The sequence below is a fragment of the Polaromonas sp. P1_G1 genome (genome assembly GCF_056405595.1).
Genome location: NZ_JBFUBU010000008.1, coordinates 139166 through 152939, shown reverse-complemented (window position 1 = coordinate 152939; position 13774 = coordinate 139166). Strand labels below are relative to the sequence as shown.

At 62.8% G+C, this 13774-nt stretch carries 18 protein-coding genes; 9 read left to right on the top strand and 9 right to left on the bottom strand.

Features of this window, described 5'->3' with window-relative positions:
• The first annotated feature begins 102 nt into the window (after positions 1-102).
• From AC1D1Y_RS05590 to AC1D1Y_RS05550, 9 genes are all read left to right on the top strand, one after another.
• Positions 103-624, top strand: coding sequence for a methylated-DNA--[protein]-cysteine S-methyltransferase (locus AC1D1Y_RS05590; protein WP_436157887.1), 522 nt, complete (start codon positions 103-105; stop codon positions 622-624).
• The gene (locus tag AC1D1Y_RS05585; protein WP_477681477.1) at positions 621-1574 is read left to right on the top strand and encodes a DMT family transporter; all 954 of its coding nucleotides are present in this window, start codon (positions 621-623) and stop codon (positions 1572-1574) included. Before AC1D1Y_RS05590 ends, AC1D1Y_RS05585 begins: the two co-directional genes overlap by 4 nt.
• Entirely contained in the window at positions 1571-1735 is a 165-nt protein-coding gene (locus AC1D1Y_RS05580; protein WP_477653455.1) for a hypothetical protein, read from the top strand. The genes AC1D1Y_RS05585 and AC1D1Y_RS05580 overlap by 4 nt, the downstream gene beginning before the upstream one ends.
• A gap of 106 nt (positions 1736-1841) precedes the next feature.
• Entirely contained in the window at positions 1842-2084 is a 243-nt protein-coding gene (locus AC1D1Y_RS05575) for a hypothetical protein (RefSeq protein WP_477681476.1), read from the top strand.
• A 7-nt stretch (positions 2085-2091) separates the two neighbouring features.
• Positions 2092-2340, top strand: coding sequence for an LPXTG cell wall anchor domain-containing protein (locus AC1D1Y_RS05570; RefSeq protein WP_477681475.1), 249 nt, complete (start codon positions 2092-2094; stop codon positions 2338-2340).
• A gap of 549 nt (positions 2341-2889) precedes the next feature.
• Complete coding sequence (locus AC1D1Y_RS05565) at positions 2890-3333, top strand: hypothetical protein (RefSeq protein ID WP_477681474.1); 444 nt, start codon at positions 2890-2892, stop codon at positions 3331-3333.
• A gap of 193 nt (positions 3334-3526) precedes the next feature.
• Positions 3527-3934, top strand: a complete 408-nt coding sequence (locus AC1D1Y_RS05560) for a hypothetical protein (protein WP_477681473.1) — start codon at positions 3527-3529, stop codon at positions 3932-3934.
• A 17-nt stretch (positions 3935-3951) separates the two neighbouring features.
• Entirely contained in the window at positions 3952-4482 is a 531-nt protein-coding gene (locus AC1D1Y_RS05555) for a DMP19 family protein (RefSeq protein ID WP_477681472.1), read from the top strand.
• Positions 4483-4539: 57 nt separating this feature from the next.
• On the top strand, positions 4540-4917 hold the full coding sequence (locus AC1D1Y_RS05550; RefSeq protein WP_477681471.1) for a VOC family protein: 378 nt from the start codon (positions 4540-4542) through the stop codon (positions 4915-4917).
• Between the two features lie 36 nt (positions 4918-4953).
• Here the strand turns inward: AC1D1Y_RS05550 and AC1D1Y_RS05545 are convergent, their stop codons facing one another.
• From AC1D1Y_RS05545 to AC1D1Y_RS05505, 9 genes are all read right to left on the bottom strand, one after another.
• Positions 4954-5388 carry a DUF4279 domain-containing protein gene (locus AC1D1Y_RS05545; RefSeq protein ID WP_477681470.1) on the bottom strand — a complete coding sequence of 145 codons (435 nt, stop codon included), beginning with the start codon at positions 5386-5388 and terminating at the stop codon, positions 4954-4956.
• A gap of 178 nt (positions 5389-5566) precedes the next feature.
• Positions 5567-5854: a hypothetical protein gene (locus AC1D1Y_RS05540; protein WP_477681469.1), complete on the bottom strand. Its 288-nt coding sequence runs from the start codon at positions 5852-5854 to the stop codon at positions 5567-5569.
• A 35-nt stretch (positions 5855-5889) separates the two neighbouring features.
• Positions 5890-6549, bottom strand: coding sequence for a DUF1345 domain-containing protein (locus AC1D1Y_RS05535; protein ID WP_477653448.1), 660 nt, complete (start codon positions 6547-6549; stop codon positions 5890-5892).
• 49 nt (positions 6550-6598) lie between these two features.
• Positions 6599-7753: an aromatic ring-hydroxylating oxygenase subunit alpha gene (locus tag AC1D1Y_RS05530; protein WP_477681468.1), complete on the bottom strand. Its 1155-nt coding sequence runs from the start codon at positions 7751-7753 to the stop codon at positions 6599-6601.
• Positions 7754-7828: 75 nt separating this feature from the next.
• Positions 7829-8656: a siderophore ferric iron reductase gene (locus AC1D1Y_RS05525; protein WP_477681467.1), complete on the bottom strand. Its 828-nt coding sequence runs from the start codon at positions 8654-8656 to the stop codon at positions 7829-7831.
• Positions 8653-10536: an IucA/IucC family protein gene (locus tag AC1D1Y_RS05520; protein ID WP_477681466.1), complete on the bottom strand. Its 1884-nt coding sequence runs from the start codon at positions 10534-10536 to the stop codon at positions 8653-8655. The genes AC1D1Y_RS05525 and AC1D1Y_RS05520 overlap by 4 nt, the downstream gene beginning before the upstream one ends.
• Positions 10533-11138, bottom strand: coding sequence for a GNAT family N-acetyltransferase (locus tag AC1D1Y_RS05515; protein WP_477681465.1), 606 nt, complete (start codon positions 11136-11138; stop codon positions 10533-10535). Before AC1D1Y_RS05515 ends, AC1D1Y_RS05520 begins: the two co-directional genes overlap by 4 nt.
• The gene (locus AC1D1Y_RS05510; RefSeq protein ID WP_477681464.1) at positions 11128-12357 is read right to left on the bottom strand and encodes an MFS transporter; all 1230 of its coding nucleotides are present in this window, start codon (positions 12355-12357) and stop codon (positions 11128-11130) included. Before AC1D1Y_RS05510 ends, AC1D1Y_RS05515 begins: the two co-directional genes overlap by 11 nt.
• A 21-nt stretch (positions 12358-12378) precedes the next feature.
• On the bottom strand, positions 12379-13692 hold the full coding sequence (locus AC1D1Y_RS05505) for a lysine N(6)-hydroxylase/L-ornithine N(5)-oxygenase family protein (RefSeq protein WP_477681463.1): 1314 nt from the start codon (positions 13690-13692) through the stop codon (positions 12379-12381).
• Positions 13693-13774 lie beyond the last annotated feature (82 nt).

The window sequence follows — 13774 nt, the reverse complement described above, 5'->3', positions numbered from 1 at the left end:
AGCATTTGCCCGCGAAGAGACAAGGACAGCCAAAGCAGCCTGATCAGGACTGGAAAAGACCTGATAAGGCAGACACTCGAAACCATTCAAAAGGTGACAAAGATGAAATTCGACAACTCCATCGTCCAGACGACCTTCCACAGCCCCCTGGGCGAAATGATCATTGCCGCGACCGACAAAGGCCTGGCCGGCACCTGGTTCGCGGGCCAGCGGCACCTGCCGCCACAACTCGTGAAGCCTTATGTGTGGCGCGAAGACCCTGAGCACCCGGTGCTCAAGCAAACCATCCAGCAGCTGACCGAATACTATGCCGGCACGCGCACGACCTTTGACCTGCCGCTGGACCTGGGCCACGGCACGGCCTTCCAGCAGTCGGTGTGGCAAGCCTTGCTGGCCATCCCGCAAGGCGGCACTTTGAGCTACGGCCAGGTGAGCCAGAACATCGGGAAACCCGCAGCGGTGCGCGCCGTGGGCGCGGCCGTCGGGCGCAACCCGGTCAGCGTCATCGTGCCCTGCCACCGCGTGCTGGGCTCCGACGGCTCCCTCACGGGTTACGCCGGCGGCCTGCACCGCAAGACCGCTTTGCTTAAACTCGAAGGCGCACTACAGGAGAGCATGCTGTGAGTTCCAGTCCTTCCGGTATCGCCGCGCCCCTGGGCGCGGCCGCCMCCCAACCCAAAAGCTGGGCCGCCGATTTTGTGATGCTGGCCGCCATCTGGGGCTCGTCCTTTCTGTTCATGCGCATCAGCACGGTGGAGTTCGGCCCGCTGCCGACCGCCGCCGTGCGCGTAGGCATCGCCGCGCTGTTTTTGCTGCCCATCGTGTGGCTGCGCGGCCTGCTGCCGGAACTGAAGAAGAGCTGGAAGAAAATTTTCCTCATCGGCATCCTCAACTCGGGCATTCCCTTTGCCTGCTTTTCGTTTGCGCTGCTGTCCATCACCACCGGCCTCTCGGCCATCCTCAACGCCACCGTGCCCATGTTCGGCGCGCTGATCGCCTGGCTGTGGCTCAAGGACAAACTCAATGCCTCGCGCATCCTGGGCCTCATCGTCGGTTTTGCCGGCGTCGCCATGCTGGCCTGGGACAAGGCCACCTTCAAGCCCGACGCCTCGGGTGTGGCGCCCGGCTGGGCCGTGCTGGCCTGCCTGTTTGCCTGCATCTGCTACGGCATCTCAGCCAGCTACACCAAACGCTACCTGACGGGCATGCCGCCGCTGGTGACCGCTGCCGGCAGCCAGATAGGCGCGACCCTGGGCCTGGCCCTGCCCGCCGCCTGGCTGTGGCCCGCGCAGATGCCGGGCATGCACGCCTGGCTGGCGCTGCTGGCCGTCGGCGTGGTCTGCACCGGGCTGGCCTACATCCTGTTCTTCCGCCTGATCGAAAACGCCGGCCCACCGCGCGCGCTGTCGGTCACCTTCCTGGTGCCCGTGTTTGCCGTGATCTACGGCGTGCTCTTCCTCGGCGAGCACGTGACCGCCTGGATGGTGATCTGCGCCGTGGTGATTGTGATCGGCACCGCGCTGTCGACCGGCTTGCTCAAGCTGGGCCGCAAAGCTGAACAGCAGAAGGCATGACCTCAGCCCGCAAGACCAAACTCAAGCTGACCGCGCCCAAGCCGCGCAATCCGCTGGTCGCGCCCGCGGCGCAGCGTAAGGCGGGCTCGCACCGCAAGTCTGAAGCGAGCCTGCGCAAGAAGGAAAAGATGGCGCTGAAGAAGCAGCTGGTTCAGCTGTAATATGCGCGGCGCCCTGGCTGGGTGAGAATCAAGGCGCCAACCATTCACTGCGTGGAAGGCCACCTGTAAGATGGCCGGTACTACACATTCAAGAGTGAGGGTGCACATGAAGAACTGTGAGTTCATCATTGAGCAGTACCGTGGCGACAAGCTGGTGCGTTCTTTTACCCCGACAGGAAACGAAGCCTGGCCCTGGAGCATGAACGTCAGCGGCAAAAGCTACCTGAGGACGAATGGCTGGGTCTTGTCCAAGATATTGCCGACCTTGGTAGAGGGTTCGCAGTTCAGGACGAAGGTCATGGCGGATCAAGGACAGACCTCTGGAAATGGCTCCGGGAATGGCAGCTGAACTCCGCATGAGCAATTTCCTGATCCGCCTGGGTTGCGTACTGGCACTCATCGGGGTCTCGCTGTTGTCCGCTGCTGCGGATCTTCTGCCGGTTGAACTTTGGGCCTGGATGCATGGAGTTTCCGACGGGAGCCGGTACTTCAGGCTTGTTCCGGCAGAGGGTCACCGCGTCATTGAGTTCACGGTTCTGGGTGTTGGCATTGCACTTATGGCGGCGGGTTGGGTTTTGCGCCGGAAGCGAAATAGGGGCGCCTGACCTGGCGTTCGAGGCGAACGCCCCCGGCAACCTCGCTCCGCTTTTCAGCTTCATTCGTTAGATATACAAACCAAGTAACGAAACAGGCATCACGGAAAATCAATGTCACTCTTTGGACGCGATCACTTTAGGTTCGCCGCGGAAAGCCACAGTTGGTGGCGTTCAATGTCTTGGCGCGGCTGGGGTCTGCTTTTCCTGGCCGTATTTGCGACGGCTTCTTTCATCCTGGGCGCCGTTAGCGGCGAGACGTTGTTCCTCCCTTCCTACGCTTCGAAGAGTGGCCCGGCTGGGGTTTCGTGGGCAGATTCACCGGTGCTCTTCCTGCTTGCGATGGTTGGCAATTTGGCTGTCGGGGCAGGAATATGGGTCGCTTACTTTTGGTGGCTGAACGGACGGAGGAGCAATACGATCAGTTCGACCCTGCCAGGGCCGCTACCTATCATGCGCGGAAGCAGGTACGACCCCAAGACGAAGACAAGGAAGAACGTGGGGGGAGGCAATGATGCCTGACACTTCTCTCGATACAGCAACGCAAGCGCGGGAGGCGGCATGAATCCTGAACTCGCGACTTCCCCAAAGCGCCGCCGCGCATGGCTTGCATTGCTCATCGGAATCCTTGCCCTCACCGGGCTCTTTTTCGCGTCAATCGTGGCAGAGCCGTTTCTTATCGCTTTGGCGATGGAGCCGGTGAAAGCGGAGCCTCGGGCCAAGGCAAACGATTGGGCGAACAGCGGCGTCTGGCTCATCTCTATTGGCGTTTGTTGTCTCGCGCTGCTAAGCGTTGGGTACGTCGCGAAGAACCTGAGCCCGGCACGCTCATGGGCCGCGCCCATCACGCTACTCGCGCTTGTCGTCATCTATGTGTTCTTCGCCCAGTTTCCGGCCACGCAATCCCACTTGCGCTTGGAGCTATGGGCGATATCGCTGCCGGCGAGCCTGGCCATCGGTGCCTGGCTTGCCTTCCGAAGGCAAGACAAGCCGAAGCGGGCTTGAGCGCCTTTTCCTTGGCGACGCCGAATATCGACGATGTGATGCGGAAGCCGGCCGGGAAGCTTTATGGACGGGATGTAACGCCGGCGAAGTAGAAAAATGCAGCGTGACGGCACTGCTGCATTGCAGTGCCGCTGCCTGTCCATTTCGGGGATATATTGGCGGAACTTGTTACCCACACACCACGGAGGAAGGCATGAGCGACACCATCTGGGTCCGCAGAAAGTCCAGGGTCGGCACCGATGATTCAGGCGACGACTACGACCACTCGCTTTTTTGCAAGGCCTCTGAAGAACTCGATGAACTCGCCAAAAGCCTGGGGGTGCGTGTGCTTTCAGACTTCATCGACACCACCGACATGCAGTACAACTTTTCCGAAGAAGAGCTTCCTGAGTCGTGGATCGCCGAGAACGAAAAGTGGTTTGTACCTGCGGATGCCTTGCCTTCGCTCACAAAGATCGTCGAGCGCTTGAAATCGGGCGAAGTCAAAGGCATCAAGGAAAAGCTGCGCCCCGAACTCATTGGAGAACTTGAAGACTGCCTGGCCAAGGTATCCGAGGCCGAGAAAGAAGCGGACCAGTTCCATTTCTGTCTCGTGATGTGAGGCTTGAGGTTCCGCCAATGCCGCCCTACTCGCCGCCGCCCCTGCTTGAGCCGTCCCTGCGCGCTTTGCAGGACTACATGCACCGCTTCTACCCTGACCGCGCCCACAGCGATCCCATACCGATAGACTTCTGGTCGGTCGACGACGACGAGCTCTTCCTCGAGATCCTGAGCTATATGCCCCTGCACATCAGCGAAGAAGCGCAAGACCGCTTCGCCGAATGGCCCCTCGCCTTTCAGCTCGCATTTCCGATCTTCTGGCTTGAAGACGACTATGAATTCAACGGCTGGACCGCGCTGACAAATGCGGGTGGGGAACTTCTTCAGCACGCAGTGGACGCCTATGAACGGATAGGCATGCATTCCGAAGCACACGCCCTCGCCAAGGCATTGGCATCGGTACGCCAGGCACCCGCGGACGAAGAGGCCGCAGAACGGGCGTACAAATCCGTCCCGAATCCGTACGCGGACGATGAAGCCAAGTTCAAGGAACTGCTGCGCTTCTTTCGCGGCAATCCGGGGCTTTGGCAGGAAACGAAGCAGCCCTGAACCCTTCATCGGGCAATGCCATGCCTCGCCCAGGCCCATACAACTTCAGGAGAACCCATGTTTGACCACGTCAAATTCGGCGTCAGCGACTATGCAGCGAGCAAAGTCTTCTTCCTCAAGGCACTTGAGCCGCTCGGTGTCGCTATTGCCTCAGAGGGGCAGCCATCGTACGGCGTCGAGCTGAGTAGCCCAAAGGCCAAGGCTTCCTTATGCTTGTTCCAGACCGCGGAAAAGCCGGCGCATCTTCACCTGGCGTTCATGGCCGAAAATCGCCGGCAAGTCGAAGCCTTCTACCGCGCGGCCCTGGAGGCGGGTGGCAAAGACAATGGCCCACCTGGCCTGCGCCCGCACTACCACGCGAACTACTATGCGGCTTTTGTCATTGGCCCGGACGGGCATAACATCGAGGTGGTTTGTCATGAACCCGAGGCCTAGCCATCCTTCAGCTGCGCATCATCTTCGGAGGTGACCTCAGTCCGACCTTGGCCGCGAAAGATTGGGGAAAACTTCAACACCAATAGAAACCCCCAGCTTTACCGCAAGAGACATCGTCTCCACCTTAAGGCTATCGCCAATATTGATCGCGCCGGGCAGTTGCACGATCACTTGCAACTCGCCTCCGGATGCGAGCAAACGCGAAACGAATGCTTCTTTCTCATGCAGCCACACCAGAACCTCGTGAACTTCGTCGAAGAACAGCCGCGCGTCCTCAGTCCATGACGTATGGTTCCACATCATGTTCTTGGTGAATTTACGCTCACCGGCGTTCCACGCGTGATCAGGCTCCATCTCCAAAGCAGTGGTGACTTCGTCTACAGACATGGTCGGGTGCCCAATGAGCAACCTGACGCTGTAGTAGTACGCAAATTCTTTTTCGATACCGCCTTTGCTCTGCTTATCCAGCATTAATCTGCCCTCTGCTTGGGTATTGGCCGGCTACTGGGTTCCTGACGCGCCGCCTTATCATCATCAACCACCCGACGCCAAACCATCCCACCGAAAGCCAGAAGGCGACGGCCGCGACTATCCAGCTCATCCAATAGATTTTGCGATTCATCCGGCTCCGCCACTTGATTGCGAATTTTCAGTCGAAGTACGGCTCCCCACCCGGCCATTGCACGGCTTGATTCGCCGTACGGTTTTTCAACACCGACTTTACAAAATCGAGCGCACATTCCAAAGCGCTGAGCAGGTCAGAACCGAAGATATTTAGAGGCTCACTCATGAGGCCACGAATATAAACAGGGCAGACTGCCTCAATTTCAGGCTCCGACCACCGAGGGCGTCCAATTTCGATGTAGAGGTCTACCCGGCTTCCCGCTATTGAATCGACAAGCCACAGCTTGCGTTCGATTATCTTGTCAAAGGACATGGGTGACTTCACTCTTGTTGGCATGGCCCGGTCATTTACTGCAAGGCCCCCGCCACCACATTGATGCTGAGCGCCAAAATCAGCATATTGAAGCCGAAGGACAGCACGCTGTGCACCAGCGTGAGCCGGCGCATCTCGCGCGAGGTGACCTGCACGTCGGAGACCTGCGAGGTCATGCCGACCACGTGGGCGTAGTACAGAAAGTCAAAGTAATCCGGGTCCAGCCCACCGGGGAAACACAGGCCTGGGCCGTCGGGCTCGTTGAGTTTTTCTTCGTGGTAATAGCGGTGCGCATAACGAAACGCATAAATCGTCTGCATGAACAGCCAGGAAGCGGCCAGGGCCGCGACGGCGAGCACGATGTGCAGGGTTCGCTCCATGCCCGACAGGTTTTTGGCCTGCTGCATCATCAGCGTGATGGCCGCGACGCAGGCCATGGTGGCCAGCAGCATCAGCAAAAACAGCACGACGCTGGGCTCGTCCTGGGCCTGCGCGCGCTCGCGTGTGCGTTTGGCGTCAAAGCGCACGCACAGCCACCAGGCCAACCCGAGGTAAACGCCGACGCCGGCGCACCAGCCCAGCAGGCCGCAGAACTGCCAGCCCAGGGGCAGCGGCAAGGCCGCCACGATCAATCCCGTGACCAGGCCCAGGGTGAGCCGCTGCGGGCCGGTGGTTTCTGAGAAGTGTTTGCGCATGGGTGCATTGTGGGGCCGGTGGCGCCCCGGCTTCAAGCCCACCTTTCTTTCAAGGCGGGCTGGAAGCACCCATGGTGCGCCGGTACCACTCGTGGAAATGCTGCATGCCGTCTTCCAGCGGCGACTGGTAAGGCCCGGTGTCCGAGGTGCCGCGCGCCAGCAGCGCGCGCCGGCCCGCATCCATGCGCTCGCCGATCTCGTCGTCCTCCCTCGCGGTTTCCATATAGGCGGCGCGGTGCGCTTCAATGAACTCGCGTTCGAAGGCGGCGATCTCTTCGGGGTAATAGAACTCAACGACGTTGACCGTGTCCTGCGGCCCTCTGGGATACAGCGTGGACAGCACCAGCACATGCGGGTAGAGCTCGATCATGTGGGTCGGAAAGTAGGTGACCCAGACCGCGCCGAAATCGGGCGGCGTGCCGGTGCGGTATTGCAGCAGGCGGTCGTGCCAGGCGCTGTAGATGTCGGAGCCTGGTGCGTTGAGCGCTTCGTGCACACCGACGCGCTGCATGCTGTACCAGTCGGCAAAGTCCCAGCTCAGGTCGTCGCAGCTCACAAAGCTGCCCAGGCCGGGGTGGAAGGGCGCGACGTGGTAGTCCTCGAGGTAAACTTCGATGAAAGTCTTCCAGTTGTAGTTGCACTGGTGCACTTCCACGTGGTCGAGCACGTAGTCCGAAAAATCGAACTCCGGCCTTTCGAACAAGGGCGCCATGTCGCGCGCCGGGTCGCGCGGGCCTTCGAACAGCAGGCCGTGGCAGTTGCGCAGGGGAAAGCGCTGCAGGTTCTTGCAGGGTTTTTGTTCGAACTGCGGCGCGCCCAGCAACTCGCCGCTGCTGTTGTAGGTCCAGCGGTGCAAGGGGCAGACGATATTCCCGCCGGCAGCCGCCAGGTTGCCCTTGGGGTTGGCGGGCCCGCTGACGTTGCCGGTCTCGCCGCCCAGGATCAGCGCCTGCCGATGCCGGCAGACGTTGGACAGCAGCTCGACGCCCTGGGGGTTGCGCACCAGTACACGCCCTCCCCCTTCCTGCGCGAGCCTGTGCCAGTCGCCGACCTGCGGCACGGCTTTTTCATGGCCGAGGTAGCGGGCGGACTGGTTGAAGATCAAGGCCTGTTCTCGCGCGAACAAGGCCTCGTCGAAGTAGGCGCTGACGGACAGCTGCGGGTCCGCCGGCATGAGATGCACCAGGCGTGCGATATCGTTCATGGAACTCTCCAGGGCGTGGCGAGGCACACCGGCCTTGACAAAGGCAGGTCCGCATCGCGGAATCAATGACCCGGACTACGAAGGATCGGCCAGCAATCGGGCGATGCGCTTGTCGAGCGGGAGCTTGGGACAGGTGCTGCATTTCTCGCCGTCATGGCGGCGAAAGTAGTGGCAGCACACCTTGCGGTCTAGCGCCAGCGCGGGCGTCCCGTCGCGAGCCCGGTAGGCAAAGAAGCCGCAGCCGCCGGGGATGCCGAGCTGGGCCAGCCATTCCTCCCCCAACGCGGTGACCTCGGCATCCTCCAGAAGGCCAGGCCGGCTGCGGTGCACCAGCAGCAGCGCGCCCAGCACACACTCGGCCTGCAGCCGGTCGGCGGCGCGGGCATGCAGGGCCACCAGGGGCATCAGCGCCGCGCGCGTGGACTGGCACAGGCCGCGCAGCTCGCCGGCCGCCAGGCGCATACGCGAGGCCAGGGCCGCGGCCTTGATGGGCGCATGCGCCGGCAACTGGAAGCCGCTGGGAAAGCCGTCCTCCACCGGTTGCGCCAGGCCGGCGAGCCGCGGGACGTGGGTGTCAAGGTGCGCGGCGATCACGCAGAGGTAGACCGGTTGCCAGATCGCGAGGCCCCAGCAACGCAGCGCCACATAATGCGCACCGGCTTCCGGATAGGCTTGTTCCCAGTGGCGGCACAGCGCCCGCAGGGGGCCTGTGCCGGCGGCGATCTCATCGCCGTGGCGCAGCGCACCGGGCAGCGGCGCATCGCCCTGCTCTCCGCGCAGCGCGGGGGCGATGGAGGCGGCCAGCCGCAACACGCGGGCAAGGTCGGCGTCGGGCACGCAGGCCCATGCCGGCATCGGCGCACCGTCGTGCACCGAATCCCCTGACCGCATGTCAAAACTCATGCGACGCTTTCCACCGCGGTTTCCGCAGCAGGCCGCCTGGCCGCGCGGCGGCGCATGCCGGCGATCGGGTTCACCAGGTTGCCGGCCATCTTGAGGCTGGACGCCGGGTCGGCCAGGTTAACCATCTGCACGTTGTTGCCGAGCTGCAGGCGGTTCAGGCAGGAATGCAAAAACTCGGGCACAAACATGTCGTAGTGCGCGAACTTCGCGGCCATCTCGGGGTGGGCGTCCTGGTAGTCAGAGACGCAGTCGGCCACCGCGCGCCAGAAGTCGTCTTCGGTGCAGCAGGCGTTCTCCACCAGCACCTGGTTGATGTGGCGCAGCACGCCGTCAAACACGTCGATGAAGATGCCGAGCAGCTTGAAGTGGTCGGGCACGTCGACCGCCAGGCGGTCCACGCGCTCGGGCAGCAGCGCCTTGGCCTCGATGTTGAGGATGGCGCATTCCTCGGCGATGTCCTTCATGATGGCGCGCACCGGCACATGCTTGTCGAGCACCAGGATCAGGTTCTCGCCGTGCGGCATGAAGCTCAGGTCGTGTTTGTAGAAGCAGTGCAGCAGCGGCGTCAGGTAGGACTTCAGGTAGCTCTGCAACCAGGCCTTGGCGCCCAGGCCGGAGCGGCGTATCAGCTCGGGCAGCAGCGCGCGGCCGTCCTTGTCGACGTGCAGCAGCGCGGCCATGGTCATCAGGCGCTCGCCGGGCTTGAGCAGCGGCAGCGGGCTTTCACGCCAGAGCGCCGAGAACATTTTTTTGTACGGCGTGTCGGCGGGTATCGCGGCCTCGTAGTAGTGGTTGCGAAAGCCTATGGACGCGACCTCCTGCAGGATGGTGAAGCCGTTGGCGCGCAGGAAGGCGTCGCCGGACACCAGCTTCTTGATGAACTCGTTGATGGCCGGTGTGCCCGACATGTAATACGGCGACAGGCCGCGCATAAAGCCCATGTTGAGGATGGACAGCGAGGTCTTGACGTAGCGCTTGCTGCGGTCGCTGGTGTTGAAGAAGGTGCGTATCGACTGCTGGGCGATGTAGTTGTCGCGGCCGTAGGCCAGGCAGATGATCTTGCGCTGGGCCACGTAGCCGGCGAAGGCAATCGACAGCTTGTTGAACCACTGCCAGGGATGGGCCGGCATGAAGTTGTAGTCGGCCGGGTCGACGCCCAGCGCGGCCACTTCGCGGGTAAAGCCGTCGACGGTTTCCTGCCCGAGTTCTTCGGCCAGCAGCTGTTCGTAGCTGAGCGTGGAGATGCTGGAGAAAGCCGCATGGTCCTTGTGCACGGCCAGCCAGACCACGCGGATGTGCGAGCCGGCTTCGGGGGCGTAGGCCTGGTAGTCGGCCGCGGTGAAACCCAGGCGGCCGTTGTTGGCGACAAACCCCGGATGGCCTTCGGTCATGGCGACTTCAATCGACTGGAAATCGGTGGCGTCGGCCAGCTGGGCGCTGCTGGGCGCGTCGGCCTTCATGCGCTTGTAGGCGCTGCCGAACAGCGTGCTGCTGATCTCGTCGAGGTAGATGGGCAGCAGTTCCTCGCGTATGCCCAGGCGCTGGCGGCACTCGATGATGAACTGCAGGGCGTCCAGCGGCTGCTCGGCGCCCTTGAGGTATTTGTGGATGGATTCGGGCTTGATGAACCAGTGGCGCAGCGCCAGGCGTTGTGCCTCGAACTGGTAGCAGGCGGCGCCGTCATCCGAGAACAGCTGGTACAGCGCAAAGCCGCCGTCGCGCGGGCGCAGCTGTTCGGGCTCGACGATGAGCTCGTGGGCGTATTCGGCGATGGCCTTGCGCAGCAGCAGGCGGTTGGCCTGGGCCCAGGCCTCGGGCGTCAGGTGGGCGGCGAAGCGGGCCGGGTCGTGCGCGATCTGGTGGGCGATGGTGACGTTCATGAATGGACTTCCTCTAGGGTGGCGGCCGTAGCCTGTTCAAAATCCCGCCTGGTGCAAAAGGCGAGGCTGGCGATCTTCTCGGGGAAGACCACATCACGGTCGTAGGCGAAGCCCGCCGACCGGTTCAAGGCATGGACCTTGTGATTGCTGGCGTCGGGCTCGACGACGATGCGCTGCGCGCCCAGGTGTTCGAACATGAAGCGCATCAGCGCATGGAACACGCTGCGCGAGTAGCCGGCGATGCGCCGCTCGGGCGGCCCGATAAAGATGTGCATGCCCAGGTCGCCGGGCCGCACCTCGTAGAAAGTGCGGATGCGGTCCTGCGCGGGGTCGTAGCATTCGGCCAGGAAAGCGGGCCGGCCTTCGTGCCAGACCATGTAGGGCGTGGCACCGCCCGAATCCAGCATGCGCTGGTAGGCCTCGCGGACCTCGGCTTCAGTCTTGTCCTGCATCAGCCAGAAGGCGGCGCGCTCCTGGATGAACCAGCGGTGCAGCGTGGGGATGTCGGCGGGTATGCGCAGCGGGCGGAACACAAAACCGGCTTCGTCGCGGTAAGGCCTGCGTTCGGCATCGGCGCGGCGGTGGAGGGTGTCAATTGGCATGGGCGGGCTCCTTCAAGGTAGCGGCATTGGCGGGTTCATCCAGGTGCCCGGCGCTGGGCACCTTGAGGATCAGGCGGTCCAGCAGCGCGGTCAGCACAAAACCGCCGGCCGCCAGCAGGAAAGGCACATGCAGCCCGTACTGGTTGACGATGGCGCCGGCCGCGAAGGAGGACAGCAGCACACCCATGTTCTGGAAGAAGTTGGTGATGCTGTAGTCCTGCGCATAGCGCTGGGGCGTGGACAGGCGGAACAGGTTGACTTCGAGCTTGACGATGATCTGGAAGAAGGCCCAGCCGTAGAGCACGCGCCCCAGCACGACCAGCAGCGGGTCGGGCGCGGCATGCAGCAGCAGGCCCACGGCGCCCAGCAGCAGGTTGCCCAGCGTGTGGTCGGGCAGGTGGCCGCCGCGCGCGCGTATCCAGCCGTGCAGGCGCAGCGCGACGATGGCCACCACACCGGGGATGGCAAAAGCCATGCCGGACAGCAGCTCGCTGTCGTTGCCGGTGATCTTCTGCCAGTAGAGGGCGAAGAAGGGGCGGATCAGGTAGGCGCTGAAGTCGAACATCAGCATCACCAGCGCCAGCTTCAGGATGGGCAGGCGGGCCAGCAGGCCGACGCGCCTGGCTTCGGTGGCTTCGGCCAGCGCCTGCTCGCCTGTGTTGACGCGGATGATTTTTCCGCTGCGTATCAGGTAGAAGCAGACGGCCATCTGGAAATAGTCGCCGGCGGCCATGGCAAAAATGCTGGCGCGCGGCCCCCAGGTCTGCAGCACAAAGCCGCYCACCACCGCCCCGAAGATGGCGCCGAAGTGCACCACCACCGACAGGATGCCGATGGTGGCGGCGTGCTCTTCCTTGGGCGTCAGACGCATCATGTAGGGGTACATCAGCAGGTAGCTGCTCTTGCACATGAACATCAGCATGGACAGCACCCAGTAGGCCTCGACGGTGGGTGCCCGGTCGCTCAGCAGGCTGAAAGTGCCGGCGGCGAACTGGGTGTAGACCAGCAGGTGCAGCGGCTCGACGCGGCGCGCCACGCGCGCCCAGAAGGGCAGCGTGCACATCACGGCGATGGAGATCGCCGCCACGTAGGCGCCCACGTGCACGGGGCTGTCGATGCCGTAACGCGCGCTGAAGAACTGCGGGTAGAAGGGAATCAGGATGGCGTCGCTGATGACGGCGAGCACCGTCATGGTGATGATGTGGAATCTGAGGTTCATGTTTGCTGTGCGCCTCAAGCCTCAGAGCAGGACGAAGTCCGCGGTGGACGGAATGGTGAAATCCTGGATCGCGACGCGCCGCTCTATCTTGTAGTGCTCGACGCCGGTCAGCTCGCGCAGGATGTAGGAGTTGCGGTAGCAGCTCATGCCCAGGTCCTGGTTGGTCATGCCGTGGGTGTGCTGGCCGGCGTTCTGCACGAAGATCTCGCCGCCGTTGAAGTCGGCGGCATAGTTGCGCGCCAGCCGGTAGCGGCCCTGCTCGTCCCAGCGCAGGCGGTGGCGTATGCCGTCGACGAAGGCCGGGATGTTCTCGCGGTAGCCGGTGGCGAAGACCAGGCCCTCGCTGCGGTGCGCGTAGCGCGCCTCGTTGTCGAGCTGGCGGAACTCGATCTCGTAGCAGCCGTCCGCCGCGTCGTAGCGGCAACCCTGCAGTTCGCAGTTGGTGATCAGGTGGGTGCGCAGCGGCCCCTGCTTTCGCTTGTCGTCGAGCAGGTCGTAGATCTGGTTGATCAGGCTGGCGTTGACGCCCTTGTAGAGGCTGTCCTGCGCGCGCACGATGCGCTCCTTCTTGCCGTCGTCGAGGTTGTAGAAGTAGTCGATGTAGTCCGGGGAGAACATCTCCAGCGTGAGCTTGGTGGTCTCCATCTGGAAGAAGCGCGAGGAGCGGGTGATCCAGGTCAGGCTGTAATCGTGCGCTTCAGCCTCTTTCAGCAGGTCGTGGTAGACCTCGGCGGCGCTCTGGCCGCTGCCGACAATGGTGATGGAGCGTTTTTTCTGCAGCTCGGCCTTGCTGGTGATGTAGTCGGCGGTGTGCAGGTAGCGGTGGCCTCCGGGCGCGCAGCAGGCCGGGAACAGCGGCCGGGAGCCGACGCCCAGCACCAGCTTGCGGCAGCGCATGATGAAAGGCTCGCGCTGCGGCCCCTGCACGCCGGTCACCACGTAGCAGCCGGATTCGGCGTCGTGGACGATCTCCTGCACGTCGTATTCGAAGCGCGCCTTGGACAGCCGCGCGGCAGCCCAGCGGCAGTAGGCGTTGTACTCGGCGCGCGTCAGGTAAAAACTTTCGCGGAAGTAGTAGGAGTAGATCTTCCCTTCTTCCTTGCAGTAGTTCAGGAAGCTGAAGTAGCTCTTGGGGTCCGCCAGGCTGACCAGGTCGGCCAGGAAAGGGTTTTGCAGTGTGGTGTTGTCGATCAGCATCCCGGGATGCCAGTTGAACTCCGCGTTGCGCTCCAGGAAAACCGCGTTCAGCCCGGCGATGGGCTCGGCGAGGCAGGCCAGGCTCAGGTTGAAGGGCCCCAGCCCGATCGCGACGAAGTCATAAATATTCTTGTTCATTGCACTCAGCTCCCTGATGGAATGGCGCGCCGGGCGGCGGCCATGATGGTGAAAAGAATGCACGCGGCCGGCGGCCAAGCCG